This window comes from Actinomadura terrae, assembly GCF_022751215.1.
Lineage (GTDB): Bacteria > Actinomycetota > Actinomycetes > Streptosporangiales > Streptosporangiaceae > Spirillospora > Spirillospora terrae.
In genome coordinates, this window is the sequence record NZ_JAICDG010000005.1 from 307,446 (window position 1) to 322,249 (window position 14,804).

At 67.3% G+C, this 14,804-nt stretch carries 16 protein-coding genes and 1 pseudogene; 12 read left to right on the forward strand and 5 right to left on the reverse strand.

The window, feature by feature from the left end; all coding sequences use genetic code 11:
- Position 1 precedes the first annotated feature (1 nt).
- Positions 2–1,096, reverse strand: a complete 1,095-nt coding sequence (locus K2F47_RS30390; RefSeq protein ID WP_242909254.1) for a hypothetical protein — start codon at positions 1,094–1,096, stop codon at positions 2–4.
- A gap of 119 nt (positions 1,097–1,215) precedes the next feature.
- On the opposite strand from K2F47_RS30390, the gene K2F47_RS30395 reads away from it, so the two are divergent.
- From K2F47_RS30395 to K2F47_RS30410, 4 genes are all read left to right on the forward strand, one after another.
- On the forward strand, positions 1,216–2,583 hold the full coding sequence (locus K2F47_RS30395) for a CYTH domain-containing protein (protein ID WP_242909257.1): 1,368 nt from the start codon (positions 1,216–1,218) through the stop codon (positions 2,581–2,583).
- 2 nt (positions 2,584–2,585) lie between these two features.
- Complete coding sequence (locus tag K2F47_RS30400; protein WP_242909259.1) at positions 2,586–3,176, forward strand: hypothetical protein; 591 nt, start codon at positions 2,586–2,588, stop codon at positions 3,174–3,176.
- Positions 3,157–3,999, forward strand: a complete 843-nt coding sequence (locus K2F47_RS30405; RefSeq protein ID WP_242909261.1) for a hypothetical protein — start codon at positions 3,157–3,159, stop codon at positions 3,997–3,999. The genes K2F47_RS30400 and K2F47_RS30405 overlap by 20 nt, the downstream gene beginning before the upstream one ends.
- Positions 4,000–4,123: 124 nt before the next feature.
- Positions 4,124–4,627, forward strand: a complete 504-nt coding sequence (locus tag K2F47_RS30410) for a GNAT family N-acetyltransferase (RefSeq protein WP_242909263.1) — start codon at positions 4,124–4,126, stop codon at positions 4,625–4,627.
- A 171-nt stretch (positions 4,628–4,798) separates the two neighbouring features.
- Here K2F47_RS30410 and K2F47_RS41565 read toward each other — a convergent pair whose 3' ends face one another.
- Positions 4,799–5,314, reverse strand: coding sequence for a cytochrome P450 (locus K2F47_RS41565; protein WP_242909265.1), 516 nt, complete (start codon positions 5,312–5,314; stop codon positions 4,799–4,801).
- Positions 5,315–5,827: 513 nt separating this feature from the next.
- Between K2F47_RS41565 and K2F47_RS30420 the strand changes: the two genes are divergently transcribed.
- Together K2F47_RS30420 and K2F47_RS30425 are read left to right on the forward strand one after the other, a co-directional pair.
- On the forward strand, positions 5,828–6,316 hold the full coding sequence (locus K2F47_RS30420; protein ID WP_242909267.1) for an NsdA family TPR-like regulatory protein: 489 nt from the start codon (positions 5,828–5,830) through the stop codon (positions 6,314–6,316).
- 16 nt (positions 6,317–6,332) lie between these two features.
- Positions 6,333–7,211, forward strand: a pseudogene (locus tag K2F47_RS30425) (NsdA family TPR-like regulatory protein); the annotation flags it as partial.
- A gap of 107 nt (positions 7,212–7,318) precedes the next feature.
- Here K2F47_RS30425 and K2F47_RS30430 read toward each other — a convergent pair.
- Positions 7,319–7,519, reverse strand: a complete 201-nt coding sequence (locus K2F47_RS30430) for a DUF397 domain-containing protein (RefSeq protein ID WP_242909269.1) — start codon at positions 7,517–7,519, stop codon at positions 7,319–7,321.
- Positions 7,516–8,325 (reverse strand): helix-turn-helix domain-containing protein, encoded by an 810-nt coding sequence (locus tag K2F47_RS30435; RefSeq protein WP_242909270.1) that lies wholly within the window; start codon positions 8,323–8,325, stop codon positions 7,516–7,518. Before K2F47_RS30435 ends, K2F47_RS30430 begins: the two co-directional genes overlap by 4 nt.
- A 405-nt stretch (positions 8,326–8,730) precedes the next feature.
- On the opposite strand from K2F47_RS30435, the gene K2F47_RS30440 reads away from it, so the two are divergent.
- The 3 genes from K2F47_RS30440 (at position 8,731) to K2F47_RS30450 (ending at position 10,347) form a co-directional block, all read left to right on the forward strand.
- Positions 8,731–9,195, forward strand: coding sequence for an ATP-binding protein (locus K2F47_RS30440; RefSeq protein ID WP_308198489.1), 465 nt, complete (start codon positions 8,731–8,733; stop codon positions 9,193–9,195).
- Positions 9,196–9,219: 24 nt separating this feature from the next.
- Entirely contained in the window at positions 9,220–9,423 is a 204-nt protein-coding gene (locus tag K2F47_RS30445; protein ID WP_242909271.1) for a BldC family transcriptional regulator, read from the forward strand.
- A gap of 198 nt (positions 9,424–9,621) precedes the next feature.
- Positions 9,622–10,347: an alpha/beta fold hydrolase gene (locus tag K2F47_RS30450; protein WP_242909272.1), complete on the forward strand. Its 726-nt coding sequence runs from the start codon at positions 9,622–9,624 to the stop codon at positions 10,345–10,347.
- Positions 10,348–10,358: 11 nt separating this feature from the next.
- Here K2F47_RS30450 and K2F47_RS30455 read toward each other — a convergent pair whose 3' ends face one another.
- Positions 10,359–10,793 (reverse strand): hypothetical protein, encoded by a 435-nt coding sequence (locus tag K2F47_RS30455; RefSeq protein WP_242909274.1) that lies wholly within the window; start codon positions 10,791–10,793, stop codon positions 10,359–10,361.
- A 265-nt stretch (positions 10,794–11,058) separates the two neighbouring features.
- Between K2F47_RS30455 and K2F47_RS30460 the strand changes: the two genes are divergently transcribed.
- From K2F47_RS30460 to K2F47_RS30470, 3 genes are all read left to right on the forward strand, one after another.
- A complete protein-coding gene (locus tag K2F47_RS30460) occupies positions 11,059–12,714 on the forward strand; it encodes an alkaline phosphatase D family protein (protein ID WP_242909276.1) in 1,656 nt (551 codons plus the stop codon).
- A gap of 1,028 nt (positions 12,715–13,742) precedes the next feature.
- A complete protein-coding gene (locus tag K2F47_RS30465) occupies positions 13,743–13,997 on the forward strand; it encodes a hypothetical protein (protein ID WP_242909278.1) in 255 nt (84 codons plus the stop codon).
- 448 nt (positions 13,998–14,445) lie between these two features.
- Positions 14,446–14,655, forward strand: coding sequence for a hypothetical protein (locus K2F47_RS30470; protein ID WP_242909280.1), 210 nt, complete (start codon positions 14,446–14,448; stop codon positions 14,653–14,655).
- Positions 14,656–14,804: the final 149 nt, after the last annotated feature.

Consider the following 14,804-nt stretch of genomic DNA (forward strand, 5'->3'; position numbering starts at 1 on the left):
TCTACAGTGGAAGGACGGGCTGTGCCGCCCCGTCCGGATAGGGTGCCGCTTCGCGGGCGATCCGGTAGTAGGCACTCCGGTGACGTTCATACAATCGACCCGTGGGGATGAAGGTGAACCCGTAGCTGTCCGACCGGGGCGCCCCATAGAGCTTCGTCTCGATCTGAAGTTGCGCAGACGGTAACCCATCATCAATGATGATACAGCTGAAACTGGGGATGATCTCGTGCTGGAGCAGATACAGCCGTGATGATTCATGATCGGTGAGGCGGCGTTTGAGCGCGGCGAGGTCACCCAACATGGAACGGACCTCACCGCGGAACTCCTTATAGGGAATGCCGAGGATCGAGGCCGCCATCTTCCCGGCGATGCCGTCAGGTCTGACAAGTGACACGATGATCTGAAATTGCGGGGATCGCGCGAGGGAGCGCTGGAAGACCTGAAGCAGCTCGTTCTCGTCGCCTTTGGTCTTGAGTGACATCGACATGATGAAGATGCTGTTGCGGGCCTGGTCGAGGAACTGCGCGAGTGTCGCCGTGTAGTCGGCACGGGAGAAGCGAAACGAGGCGACTCCGGCGTCGGACAGTCGGTCGGCCAGCCGCGACGATGCGGCCGGTCCCGCCCGCTGCGGCGCATCCCGGGAAGCGGGCGCCGGCTCGGTCGCCTCGTCGGTGTGGTCGTGCTCGCGGGCGTGGCGCCTGTCGTACAACAGCGCCAGGAGGCCCTCGGCCACCTGTTCCAACAGGCCTGGCTCGTAGCCCTTGCGGAAGCGTTCGACGCTGACGCCCTGGGCCGCCGCGGCGCGGCGGCGTCGATCGGTCGCCTTCCAGAGCCGAGTGCCGTCCACCAGGCCGAGGGTGTACCTGGCCGCATCGCCCTCCTTGCCGCCGCCGACCTTCTCGGCCGCCCGCCCCAGGAGCGCCTCCACGGCGGCCGGACGGGTGGCCGCGTCGAAAGCCGCGCCGCCGAGGAGTTCGCACGCCAAATCCAGGGCGGGTGTGGCGTGACGGCGGAGATTCCCGAATCCCTTCTCGCGGACTACTCGCAAATCAATGATCAATTCTTCCAGGCTCGGTGACCCGGTCTCGCCCGGCATGCCCCGAGCATGACCGGCTGACGACCGGGCTGCAACCGACTTGGCAGACACGACACTTGTTGCACTGGATTCAAGAGCCTGAACGAAAGCGCCGCGAGGCGATCAGGGGGGCCGAATCCGTGATCCACGATCTTGCAAGAACGCTGGAGCTGGGCGGGTACACATTCCCGACCCGCGAGGACTACCTCACGCGCTACGCTGCCGGACGATCGGTGGACGAGATCTCCGCCGACACGATCACCACCATTCAAAGCGACTGGCATATAAGGGGGCAAAACGGATGCGTCTTCGCGATGCACGCCGCGCGCAGCCTCTCCGCCCGGCAGTGGCGGCATGAAGTGCTGTTCGACCATCGGGATGCCCGCCGTATCCGCACGCTCATCACAAGATCGGTGGCCGATCCGGGCAATGATGTGCTGAGTCTGATCTTTCCACAGGTGACGACCCCGGAACACGTGCAGGTCCTGGTGCGATCGGCGTTGGAGGCGGGCTGCCACCTGGCCCCCGATGATCCCGCCGAGGGCTCCGGCCTCATCGCCTTGCGTTACCGCCTCGGTGCCGCCGATTCGTGGATCGTGGGTTTCGCTCCGCTGCCCAACCTGCCCGCCACCCGCCGCGCCCCCTTCACCGAACTGGCGATCCGCACCAAGACCAAGGACAGGCCGACGCATCCCGACCTCAACAAGGACGCGGGCCAAGCGCACCTGGCCGACATCAATCTCGATTATCCACCCGATGTCGTCCACCTTCTGATCAACAAGACAAGAACACGTACCACCAAAATACTGGGCGGCACACAACGGCGCAGTCAAATGAAGGCGGCGAAAGCAAGAACAACTTTTGCTCTGCCAGTCGACATCGCGCGCCACTCGAAGGAGGAATTCATGGAGGAAGTCGAAAAGCGCACCGGACTCGCTTTGAAGGCCGCCCTGATACTGAAGGGCCGAGTCGAGGACAGCTTCGAGCGCCGCAGCGTCGCCAACCGGACCGTGGTGGTCAAGGTCGACAAGGAGGACTTCTCACCAGACCCGGACGCGCTGCTGGACATCAAGGCCAAGCTCATCGGGGACCGGACGCTGTTGTCGGTCAAGTACGGCAACTGGCACACCGACTCCGTCCGCCGCGAGCACGAGGTCCGCTTCGAACGCGACGACCTCGGCAACCTGTTCGCCATCCTGAAACTGCTCGGGCATTCGCGCTTCATTGTGCTGTCGAGCATCCGCACCACCTGGAGCGGCGACGGCGTGGTCATCACACTGGATGAGTACCCCAAGCTCGGCAAGGCCCTGTTCGAGGTCGAACTGGCGGACGCCGAGCAGGGCGAAGAGGTGATCGACGCCGTGTTCGCCCGCCTGGGCGTCACACCGATGGACTCGCGCCAGACCGTCGAATTCATCGCAGGCCTCAACCAAGCCGAGGAAGCGCAAGTGGACCTGGGCCGCATCGCCCCGCAGGAGCTGGCCAAGGAACTGGTGGGGAGTCACTAGCGATGCTGCGCACCCAACTCGGCGGCAAGTACCATCCCGACGACGACAGCGTGTTTCGTCTCAAACGACGCCTGACCCGTCTGGGAATGAACGTCTCGCACCCGGTCGCCGACGGGATTCTCGCGTTCGGCGACGGCCACGGGTACGCCTTCGATCCCGCCGAACACTCCTTCGCCGACATCGAAGCCGACTTCTACGCCCGCATCCGGTACTGCGATGTCCACATCGTCGCCAACCGGTTCGGCGCGAACCTGGGATACCTCGGCGCCAGCGCAGCGCGGGAGACGGCCTTCGCCATGCGCCACCACCGGCCCATCATCGTGCTGCACCCCGTCCGGCCCACCGCCGGTGTCCATCCGGAGATCCACCAGATCCTCCGGCCCCGCCTCGACCGCCTGGTCGTCTGCGACCTCCTCACCGAGCCCGACGCCGCGATCACCGCGCTGCTGCGGCAGCTCACCGACCGCAGGGTCGACTACCGTCTCACCGCCCGCGAGCGCGCCTTCATCGACACCCGAACACGCGACTTCCTCGACGGGCTGAGACCCGCCGGGCGCCAGGCGGAGGGCACCGATGCTGCACCGCTCCTTTGACCGATCCGACCTGATCGACCCGTGCACGATTTCCCTCACCGACCTGTGCGGCGGATCGCAGGACGCCCGGCTGCTGGGCCGTGTCTCCGACTTCCTGGCCTGCGACGTCAGCCTCACCAGGATCGCGAGCCAGACGGGGGACACGCTGGTGTATGAGTCCGAGTCGTTCGTGCCCGCGGCCTTCGACCCGGGCAAGCGGAGCGTGTTCTTCGTGGTCGGCAACCCCGCCCCGCACTCCATCGCCCACCGGGCCATGTACGCCTACGAGGGAGCGGGCCGACGCCAGCACCGCTTCTGGAAAGTCCTGCACCGCACCGGCATGCTGCGCTTCTGCGACGCCGACCCCGACACCCATTCACCCCAGGAGAAGATGCGCCGACTGTTCACCGGCGATTTCACCTCACCGTTCAACATCAGCGTCCTCCCGCTCCTGTCCCTGCCCTCCCCGCCCGGCGGACCCTGGGGCGGCGTCGGCGGCCTCCAACGGCTCTTCGGACCCCACTTCCCCACGCTGCTGCGCGCCGAACGGGCGGCCGTCAACGCTCTGCTCAACGAGTTGGGCAAGCCGGGCGACACCGTGGTCGTCATGCAAAAGGACGCCTACACAGCGCTGCGGGCACCAGGCACCGCACCCTACGACGCGGCGGCGCTGCGCACCCAAGCGATCCACGCCCGTACCGCGGCACACGACCTCAACCTGCTGTGCCTCTCCCCGACCCGCCTCATGTACTCAGCAGTGACCACGACCGCGCTGACCCGCCTGGCCGCCGACCGTCTTCACCACCTCCACCCAGCCGCGCCGTCCACTGGACCAAGCACATGAACTCGGCACCGACGACCTCATGGAGCTGCTCGGCGCGTTCGCCTGCCACCCCGGCGTGATCCCGGAGCGCTTCCTCCCCGTCCTCCTAGACGGCCTCGACCGGCGTTAACGGGAGACTGGGATCGTGATCGATTTCGAGATTCGCGCTCCGAGGTCCGGCGACGGCGCCGGAATCGCGGTGGCGTGGTGCGACTTCGCCGAGTTCTACCAGGAAATCGCCCCCGAGACGTTCCAGTCCCCTCGCCGCGACGGCCTCGACGCCTGGCTTGAGGCGAAGCTGCTGACCAGAGAAGAAGACAGGTTCGTGCGTGTGGCCGATCTCGACGGGACCGCGATCGGTTTCGTCGACGCGGCGCTGGCCCGGCCGCATGAAGAGGCCGAACGCCAGTTGCTCCGCGAGCTCGCGCTTCCTCGGGTGTTCGTGAACGCGCTCGCCGTGCAGCGTGGCCACTGGCGGTCTGGAGCGGGTGCGGCGCTGATGACGGCGGCTGAGGAGTGGGCCCGTGCATGTGGGGCACATCTGATCAGCTTGGACACCTTCGCCGCCAGCCCGATATCGGTGCCGTTCTATGAGCGCCGGATGGGATATCACCGACAGAGCATCGTCTTCGCCAAGCGACTTCGCTGACCTCCGCGCGGTCCTGCTGGACGGCCTCGACCAGCAGGACCCCCGTTGTGTCAGGTGGTTCGGTGCTCGACCAGTGGGCTGCGGCGGCGGCCTCGGCTCGCCGGTCGGGTTCGGCCGCTATGTCGACCAGCGCATACCTTGCGGCCTGCCGTGGCTCTGGGAGTCCTGTGCCTACCCGGCGGCCCGTGGGCCGAGCAGGACCGGAAGCGTGTCGGTACTGACCGTGAGCGCCGTCCTCAGGCCCGGCAGCCGCTCCAGCGGCGCCGCGGGGGCCATCTGCGGGAAGGCCCGGAAGAGGGCCGACAGCGCCACCTCCGCCTCCAAGCGGGCCAGCGAGGCGCCCAGGCAGAAGTGACGGCCCGACCCGAAGGTGAGGTGGGGGGCGGCCTCGGCGGACACCTCCAGCCGCTCCGCCTGCCGTCCGTAGCGCTCGCGATCGCGTCCGGCCGAGGCGAAGCAGGCCAGCACGGCCTCTCCCTTGCCCACCCGCACCCCGTCGATCACCACATCACGCACGGCGTAACGCATCGGGAAACGCAAGAAGGGCGTCTCCAGCCGCAGCAGATGCTCCACTGCGACGCTCCACGGCACGCTGCCCGATTGCAGCAGGCCGAGCTGGCCGGGTTCAGACAGCAAGGTCCGTACCGCGTTGGTGAGGAAGTTGACCGTGGTCGCATGCCCGGCCACGAACAGCAGCTCGATGGTGTCCAGCAGCTCCTGGCCGGTGAGCCGCTCACCCTCCAGCGCGACCAGCTCACTGATCCGTTGAAAGCGAGAACGACCCCGGAGGCGGGGTCGCCGTACGGCCCGATCGGCACCTCGGGATTGACGATCCGTAGCGTGTTCATCACGAGGACAGCCCTTCCGTCGGCGGAAGTCGTGCAGCGAGTGCCGTCCGGGCCCCGGTGGACTTGGGCACGGCCCATAGCGGTGACTGTCATTTGATGGGCTGCGGCGTCCGGGCCGGCCAGACCTGCTATTCCGCACATGAGCGTCGAACTCCCTTCGGGACGGGATGGTTTGACCAGCCGCGCCAGAGACGGTGCACCGTCCCGGACGGCCTCTGACGTTCAGCAGACCTCCGGTCGGAGACTGTCCGGGAGGCTCACACCGGGGGCGCACGGATCGCGTACCCGGTGTGCGGGTCCGAGTACAGGGAGTACGGTCGAAGTCACATCGCATGCCTGTGAGGTGATGTCCATGGCGTCCAAGACGCGCCGGACCAGACCGCCCAACATGGCCTTGGTCCGGCTCGTCGAGGCCTCCGGAGCCAGCCACAACGCACTGGCCCATCGGGTCAACGAGCTTGCTCGCCGAGAAGGAGTCTCCACCGACTACACGCACACGTCGGTGGCGAACTGGTGCCGCCGCGGCATGGTCCCCAAATGGCCGATCCCCAAGTTGATCGCGTATGCGTTGAGTGAACGGCTGGGCAGGCGAGTGAATCCTGCTGACATCGGCATGCTCGATCCCCAGGCAGCCCAGGCGGATCTGGGGTTGGATTTCCCCAGGGGCACCGCCGACGCAGTAACCGCCGCTACATCGTTCTGGAGCTGTGTGAACCGCCGCCATTTTCTCGGATCCAGCTTTGCTGTCACCGCCTTCTCCACGCCGGTGACACGCTGGCTGACGACCCCCAGCCGACAGCCCCGCCGGACACCGTGGCGGTGCCCGTGTCGGACGTGGTGACGTCGCAGAACTTCGCGAATCGGCCGAAGCCGCCAGAGTCTGGGACTCGCGATACGGGGGCGGAAACTGGCGGGCCACATCGGTCACCGACTGCCTCAACCATCGGGCGACACCCCTGCTGAACGGGACATATCCAGCAGAGATCGGGCAGCAGTTGTACTCGGTCACCGCGGAGCTTTCACGACTGGCGGGATGGACCGCATTCGATGTGAACGATCACGAAGCAGCCCAACGGCACTTCATCCAGGCGTTGCGGCTCGCTCGTGCCGGCGGAGACGTCCAGCTCGGCTGCTACGTGCTCGCCACCATGGCCATGCAAGCGCTGATGCGGGGCTTCCACACCGAAGCCATCGACATGACCGAGGGAGCCTTTGAGCGCGCAAAGGGCGCCGCTGCCCCACGTGTCCCAGCGTTCGCCAAACTAATCGAGGCCCGAGCACATGCCCGTGCCGACGACGGCCGAGCCGCCTGCCGTGCCCTCGCCGACTCGGAGACACTGCTGGCACGAGCACATGCCGGGGCGGACGAACCGCACTGGATCGACTTCTACAGCCATGCTCGTCTCTCCGCCGATGCCGCCGAAGTGTTCCGGGACTTGCGCAAACCCAAACAGTCAATCACATGGCACCGGCAAGCGGCCGCGATGGCTCCCGGCGTCTACACCCGCTCGGTCGGCATGCGCCTGGCGATCGTCGCCACCGCCCACCTCCAGAATCGGGAACTGGACCAAGGCCTGGACCTGGGCAACAAGGCCGTGGAAGTCCTGTCCCGCGTCAGTTCCAAGCGCGCTCATGCCTACGTGCACGAGCTGACCAGCGCTCTCACCCCCTGGCGAGCCGAACCGCAGGTCCAAGACTTCCTCCACCGGGCCCGAAGCGTTGGATCAGCCGCATAACGCGTCTTCGCCGCAACATGGCCCGCTTCAAACGTGGTTTGGGCCCGTCCCGGGCCTGAGACGCAAGGGAGCCCCTCGACCGAGGTCGAGGGGCTCGCTTGTGGCGGCTAGAGGTCTAGTTCCCCGGCCTTGATCTGGCTGAGGAGGCTCGCTAGGGCCTCGCGGCCGATGCTGAGGTGGGGGGTGTGGGGGGTCTTGCTGTCACGGATGCCGACCGAGCTGTCCAGGGAGGCAAGCTCGACGCAGTTGCCACCCTCCTGGGTGCTGTAGCTGCTCTTGTACCAGGAGGCGTTCCTCGGGTCCTTCACAGGCTCTCCATCACCTCTCGAATCAGCGCTTCCGATGCTGCCGCCGACAGGGCCACGGTGCCGATCATGTCCCAGAGTCGACGTAGCTCCTCCACGTGGGAGCTTACTTCGACTACCCTGCTCTGTCCGCCTGCTCCTTCGACGTACGCGATGTCCAGGCCGTTCTCGAGGGTGAACAGGGTGAAGCCCCCGCCCGGGTAGACCGGAGCGTCGGTCGGCATGACCAGGACCGTGATGTTCGGCTCCGCCATCAGCTCCAGCAGCCGTACGAGCTGCCCCTTGGTCGTCGCCGCGTCACCTACGAGCTTGCGGATTGCGGACTCCACCACGTAGACGACGATCCACGGCGGGTCCTCCCGTTCGAGGACCTCCTGCCGACCCATGCGAGCCGAGATCGACTGATCGAGCTTGCCGGGCGCCTGGCCCGGACGCAGCACCGCCCTGGCGTAGTCATCGATCTGGAACAGCCCGTTGACGACCGAAGGCTCGTACACGCGCACGGCAGAGGCGGTGCTCTCCAGTTCCGTGTACTGCCGGAAGAAGATCGGCACGCCCTCGCGAACCGTGAGCGGCTGAAGCTCCTGGAAGTACTCGTCCGTCCCGAAAAACTCGTCCAGTTTCCCCGCCAACGCCGGGGAGGGGGCCTGGGCGGCCGTCTCGACTTTCGAGACCGTGTCGTTGGAGTAGCCGATCTTGTCCGCGAGTTGGGCCTGAGACAGACCACGGGCGTCCCGAAGGCTGCGAACCTTGACTCCGAACAAGGCCGCCACGCTCTCAGTCGGGTCGAGCTTTTTCCGATTGACCACGAGTCGCCCTCCTGAACTATCGAGTTCCGAAAAATTAGCCCCCACTTCCGCCTTTAGTCAAGCGTGGGCACGATGTTTGTCACTTCGCAGACACACTCCGAATCTGGATGCTCCCATGGACCATCAGAATTCCGCAAAACCTGGCAGTAGTCGCAGTATGGACATTCCGTACATTGACGCAACCGATCCGCTCCCGGGCGCCGGTGAGCAGGCAGGACGCTGGGCGGAGCCTTACCAGAGGGCGGACGACGAAAAGTGGGTCGTCCACCTTCGGCTTCCCGAATTGCTGGGCGACGATGTCCGTCTGGTGGACACTCTCACAGCTACTAACAGGGAAAGTCTTGCTGCGCTTATGGAGCAGCAGGACGCCCTGGCCGCCAACGCCGGGTCGCGGGTGAGTGAGACGTGACCCCGCGAGTGGAGGAGAGGGCGTCGGTGGTGGTGGCGGTGCGCCACAAGTTGGCCGCCACGCCGAGTGTGCTCCCAGACGTGCGGTGCCTGGTGCGGGCGGCGGCGGCCGCCTACAACATCGGGACCGAGACCACCGAGGACGCCGTCCTGGTGGCCGTCGAGCTGGTCAGCAACGCCATCCGCGCGACCAAGCGTCCGATCACCTTGCGGATGTTCGTCTCCAAGGACGGCTTCCACATCGAGGTCCACGACTTCGCCAAGAACAAGCCCAAGAAGGGCGAGCCCGACCTGACCATGCCCACCGAACCCGTACCGGACGATGCGCCCGATCCGCATGGGTGGGGCATGCACATCGTGCAGGCCCTTTCCCGGCGCCACGGCGTGCGCAAAGAGCGCAGCGGCAAGGCGGTGTGGGCGGTGCTGCGCGTCACCTCCGTCCGGCGCCTCCCTCTCCCCTGAACTCCACCCCCCAGGAGACCCCCAATGTCGAAGAGAACAGCAGAGTTCGAGGCCCTTCTCACTCCAGGTGAGGTGGCCAACATGTTCCGTGTGGACGCCAAGACCGTCACACGATGGGCGCAGCAAGGGAAGATCCCCTTCGTCTGGACGCTCGGCGGCCACCGCCGCTACCCCGAGAAGAAGATCCACGCACTCCTCGCCCAGGGCACCACACAGCGGAAGGTGTAGGCGGGGCCGTCCTCGCTAACGGGCGACAGCATCGGCCGTTTCGTTCATGTACGTAAGCCGTCGCACCGTACGCCTCAGCGTCCGGTGAACTATCGTGCCTGGCGCGTGCGATGGGCCATTGTTGGTTGATGTCTCGTTCCATTGTTTGATGGCCCGTTGCAAACAGTCCAGGGCGTCCTTCTTGGTGTGGAGGCGAGGGTGACGACATTCGTTCTTGTGCATGGCTCGTGGCATGACGGATCGGCTTGGGACCAGGTCGTCCACCACCTGGAGGGACTTGGCCATACCGCCTATGCGCCTACGCTCGCCGGGCATGGCAAGGGCGCCGACAAGGCGGTCGATCACGAGGATTGTGTGCGGTCGGTCGTGCAGTTCATCGTCGAGAGGGACCTCTCTGACGTGGTGCTGCTGGGGCACAGCTTTGGCGGCACGGTGATCGCTCGGGTCGCCGAGGAGATCCCGGACGCGTTGCGTCGGCTGATCTTCTGGAACGCGTTCGTGCTCCAGCAGAACAGCAGTATCAGCGACGACATGCCTCCGCACTACCGCGAACTCTTCGCCGAGCTCGCCGCGGCATCGGAGGACAACACGGTGACGCTGCCCTTCCCGATATGGCGGGAGGCGTTCATTCAGGACGCCGACCTGGAGCTGGCGAAGTCCAGTTACGAACGGCTCTTCCCGGAACCGTATCGGCTCTTCCTGGACCGGCTCGATCTGTCGAGGTTCTACCAGCTTCGGTTGGCCAAGAGCTATCTGAACGCCACCGAGGACATCGCGCTACCGCCCGGCGAGTGGGGGTGGCACCCCCGGTTCTCGGGGCGTCTGGGGCTCTACCGGCTCGTCCAGCTGCCCGGGAGCCACGAAGTCGTCTTCACGGCTCCCGGACGGCTGGCCGAGAAGATCGTTGAGGCGGGGCGGGACTGACGTCGGCCGTGTCAGTTGATGGTGAGGCCGCCGCTGACGTCGCCCATCTGAATGACCCTGTCGGCCGGCCCGTTGAAGTTGTTGGTGACGCCACCGCTGTTCGTCGTGGTGTTGACGGTCGCCCGGCGTACGCGTTCGTCCACCTCGGCCTGGAACTCGGGGGCCTCGGCCTTGGCGCGCCGGAACGCCTCCTGGAGGTCGTCGGCGAAGCCGGGGTCCTCGGCCATCACGCGGCGCAGCGTCTCGGCGAGCCGGGCGATCCGGTCCTTGTCGTCCGGTTCGGCGATCGCGCCGCTCAGGATCTCCGCGTCGGCAGGGCGCGCGTGGAAGAGGTCGCGCACCCGGCGGGCGAGCACGGCAATGCCGTCCCGGACGGGTTCGCCGCTGAGCTCGACCGCCTTGCCCGCCGCCGCCACGGCGACCGCCAGCGTGAGTGGGTCCACCATCCATCGCTCCTTATAGGGGTCGGTGACCGAAGTGGTCATGTTCAAGTGCACCACGCCGACCGGTGCCTTGCCAGGTCCTTTTCCCGTCTGGGGACGGCAGTTTTGGCCGCGGCGGGAAAGGGACGGCTTGAATGCCGTTTCCGTCGGCGGCCGGGGAGCCGTAGATGATCAGTGTTCGCGCGCTGGTCGCCTCGGTGTCGGGTCACGCGCCTGGCACCGTTCATCGGTTGCCCGACATCCTCCTGTATCGGCATTAGGAGGGTCTATGTCCGGAAGATTTCCTCGCCGTCGGTTCCTGGCCACCGGGGGCGCCGCGTCGGTTCTCGCCGCTGGTCAGGTCGTGTTCGGGCCCGCGATGCTGGGGCAGGACGGCGCGCTCGGCGCGGTCCGGGCCCATGGCGGTGGGCCGATCCCGAGCGGCCTGTTCACGCTGGGCGTGGCGTCCGGCGACCCGGCGCCCGACGGGTTCGTGCTGTGGACGCGCCTCGCCCCGCGTCCCGTCGAGGGCGGCGGCATGCCCGATCGGACGGTGCCGGTGGCCTGGCAGGTCGCCGAGGACGAGCGGTTCCGGCGCGTCCGCGCGGGCGGGTTCGTGAGCGCGCGGCCGGAGGACGGGCACGCCGTGCACGTCGAGGTTTTCGGCCTGCGTCCGGACCGTGAGTACTTCTACCGGTTCCGGGCGGGATCGGAACTCTCGCCGATCGGACGCAGCCGGACCGCACCCACGCACGGCGCGGTCAACCGGCACCTGCGGTTCGCGTTCGCGTCCTGCCAGAACTGGCAGGACGGCTACTTCACCGCCTACCACCACCTCGCGCAGGAGGACCTGGCGTTCGTCGCCTTCCTCGGCGACTACATCTACGAGTCGGCGCCGCGCACCACCACCGTCCGGACCCACGAGGGCACCGACGAGCCGTACTCGCTGGTCGACTACCGCAACCGGCACGCGCAGTACAAGACCGACCCCGAGCTCCAGGCCGCGCACGCCGCGTTCCCCTGGATCATGACCTGGGACGACCACGAGGTCGACAACAACTGGGCCGACGAGGTCCCGCAGGACCCGGCCCAGCAGCCGCACGACGAGTTCCTGGCGCGCCGGGCAGCCGCGTTCCGCGCCTACTACGAGCACATGCCGCTGCGCAGGTCCGCGATCCCGGACGGCATCGACATGCGGCTGCACCGCAGGGTCGGTTTCGGACGGCTCGCGACGCTGCACGTGCTCGACACCCGCCAGTACCGCAGCGTCCAGCCGACCACGCTCGCCGAGGCCGAGGACCCCGCCCGCACGATCACCGGCGCCGAGCAGGAGAAGTGGCTGGTGAAGGGGATGTCCCGGTCGGGCAGCCGCTGGAACCTGCTGGCCAACCAGGTGATGTGGGCCTCCAACGACCGCAAGGCGGGCCCCGAGAAGGTCTACGACTTCGACAACTGGGACGGCTACCGCGTGCAGCGCCGCCGCATGCTGGAGTACTTCGGCTCCGGTCGGACGTCCAACCCGGTGGTGCTCACCGGCGACCGGCACGCGACCTGGGTGTGCGACCTGCGGCCCGACTTCGACGACCCCGCGTCCAGGGTCGTGGGCGCGGAGATCACCGGGACGTCGATCACGTCCGGTGGCGACTCCGACCCCGTCTCCTTCCACCGGACGTTCGACCCGATCATGGCCGAGAGCCCGCACTGGAAGTACATCGACAACCAGCGCGGATACGTGGTCTGCGACGTCACGCCGACCCGGTTGCAGGCGTCGCTGCGGATCGTGAGCTCGGTGTGGAAGCCGACCGGCAGCACGATCGCGACGACCGCGCGGTTCCAGGTCGAGGCGGGACGGCCGGGGATCAACGTCGTCGAGCGCACGGCCTCGCCGCAGGACGGCGCCGCGAAGGCGGCGCGGCGCTACGACGTGGACGACGACCAGCGGTAACGGCCTTTGCCCTGCGGCCCCGGCTCTCGCGTTCGGCGGGACGGCCGGGGCCGCATTGCATGGATTGTGGACGCGGGGAAGGTGGTGGCCGTATGTGGCCGCGAACGGGGCGCCACAGTTGTCTGTCCGGCGGGAAAGTGGGCGGTAGGTGACCGCCCGAGGAGTGCGTCATGTGCTGTTCTGAAACGTTCGTCCTGGGGGTCGTCGGGGCGCGCAATCCCCGCTCAGCGCGCGTGGGAGGCGCCGCGCGCCGCTCCTCGGAAGCGGCGCCGTTCAAGCGCGACAATTGGCCCATAACCCTCGTAGACCGGCATATCGCTTGAGGCGCCTATTGGGGGTATTCCCGGATAAATGCCACGTCCGGGGGTTCTGCGGATAGCGTCACGGCTCCTGTGAATTGCGAATTGAACGGGCGGTGAAGTTGGGGCATGCTGGAAACCGCTGATCGGTACCCGCCGGTCGCCGCCGGTGGGCGCGGGTCGATCCGGCCCGGCACGGGCGAGGGCCGCCGCGCGATCGACGGTTCCGGCCGGAGCCCGCTCCCGGCGTCCGCCGCGACGGGCGGTCACGAGTCCTGTACCGGTCACTTGAGGAGGGCATGGTCATGCGTCCGCCGAATTCGCCCGCGAGCGTGCGCGGCCTGACCGGGAATGGCGATCGCGGCCCCGGGCGAGCGCCATGGCGGCCGGGTGCTCCGTCCCGCTCGGGCGCAGGGGCGGGAGAGCGGACCCGGTCTCCGGCTCCCGCCGTTGTTTCGGCGCCGCCCTAACCGGCGGTGTGCCGGGAGCAAATATGCCCCGGCGTGGAAATGACGTCACCGGCCGCCCCGGGTCACCGGCTTCGCGCCGCTCGTGAACCCGATCGCGTCCGATGACGGTCGGCGGTGCCTTTTCGCGCGGTCACCGCCCCTTTGGAGAGTGGAAGGGCCGCCCTCCCGTACCTGCGACCAACAGACTTACGGGAAGACGACCCCTCCTCGTGCTCTCCGCAACCCGCACTCTAGGTATCCGGAAGACGGAGGCACGTCTATGCACGACATTACTAGAAACGGAATCCAAGGGCTCGCCGAACCCCCCGCCAGGCAACTCTTGGGACAGCCCGCACTCACGAACGGGTCCGCCGGTCTCGCCCTCGCGCTAGTCGTCGGCGTCCCCATCGCGTTGTATGTGGTCTTCATCCTTGTGATCGCCTGGCGCGCGCATCGCGACCCGGCGGGCTTTGACAACAATGCGCGGCTGCTGGAACTGCTGCTCGCCGGGCTCCCCTGGCGGCGAAACCGGTAGGCCGGTAGAGCGGTAGAACCGCGTGCCGCGCGGGCAATGCGGCTTCCGGGTGATTCGTCCACCGGAATGCCCGGGCCCGCTCGGAACATATCGCCGCAAGGCGAGCCCCGGGCCCTGTGCGACGGCGAAAGCCGCCCCCTCGGGCCGCCGTCCCGCAGGGCCCGGACCTCCCGTTACACGCCCCCTACCGTTACCCCCGCCCTCGTCGCGTCACCGCCTCCCACACGCCCCCGACAAATCTCCCGCCACCCTTTCTGGGGTCCACACCCAGAGGCATCCGCCGATGACTGATCGAATCCGAACGGACCCGAATACTCCCCTGACCTGCTCAGTACCCGGATGCGACCGGCTGTCGTGTTTCCGTATCGCGCTGGAACAGGACAATCGCCGGGAGCAGGGCAATCGGCGCGGACGCCAGGCCGTCCGCCGAACTCGAAGGGCGTGCGGCGTGCACCTCGCCCGGGTGACCCAGGCCCTGATCCGCTGGGCCGACCGGCACGCCACGGCCGTCGCGCAGGTCAGCGTGTACGCGACCGCGAGAGGGCAGACGATAGGCGAGGCCCGCGCGCCCGGTCCATTCGACCAACTGCGCCTCGGTGTCATGCCGGTGGGCGACGTCCCCGCCGAGCACCGCACCGAGCGCCGCACCGACTCCTGACTCCGCAGCCCCTTCGCCGCTCAGTTATCCGGCCGGTTAATGATCGCCTGGTGCACGCGGGGAACGCGCGGGAAAATGCGCGATCCGTTGCCCATCGTCGGGCTGATGCCGATACTGGGGACGGCCTGCGTTCGGCGGGCGAGTGGGTG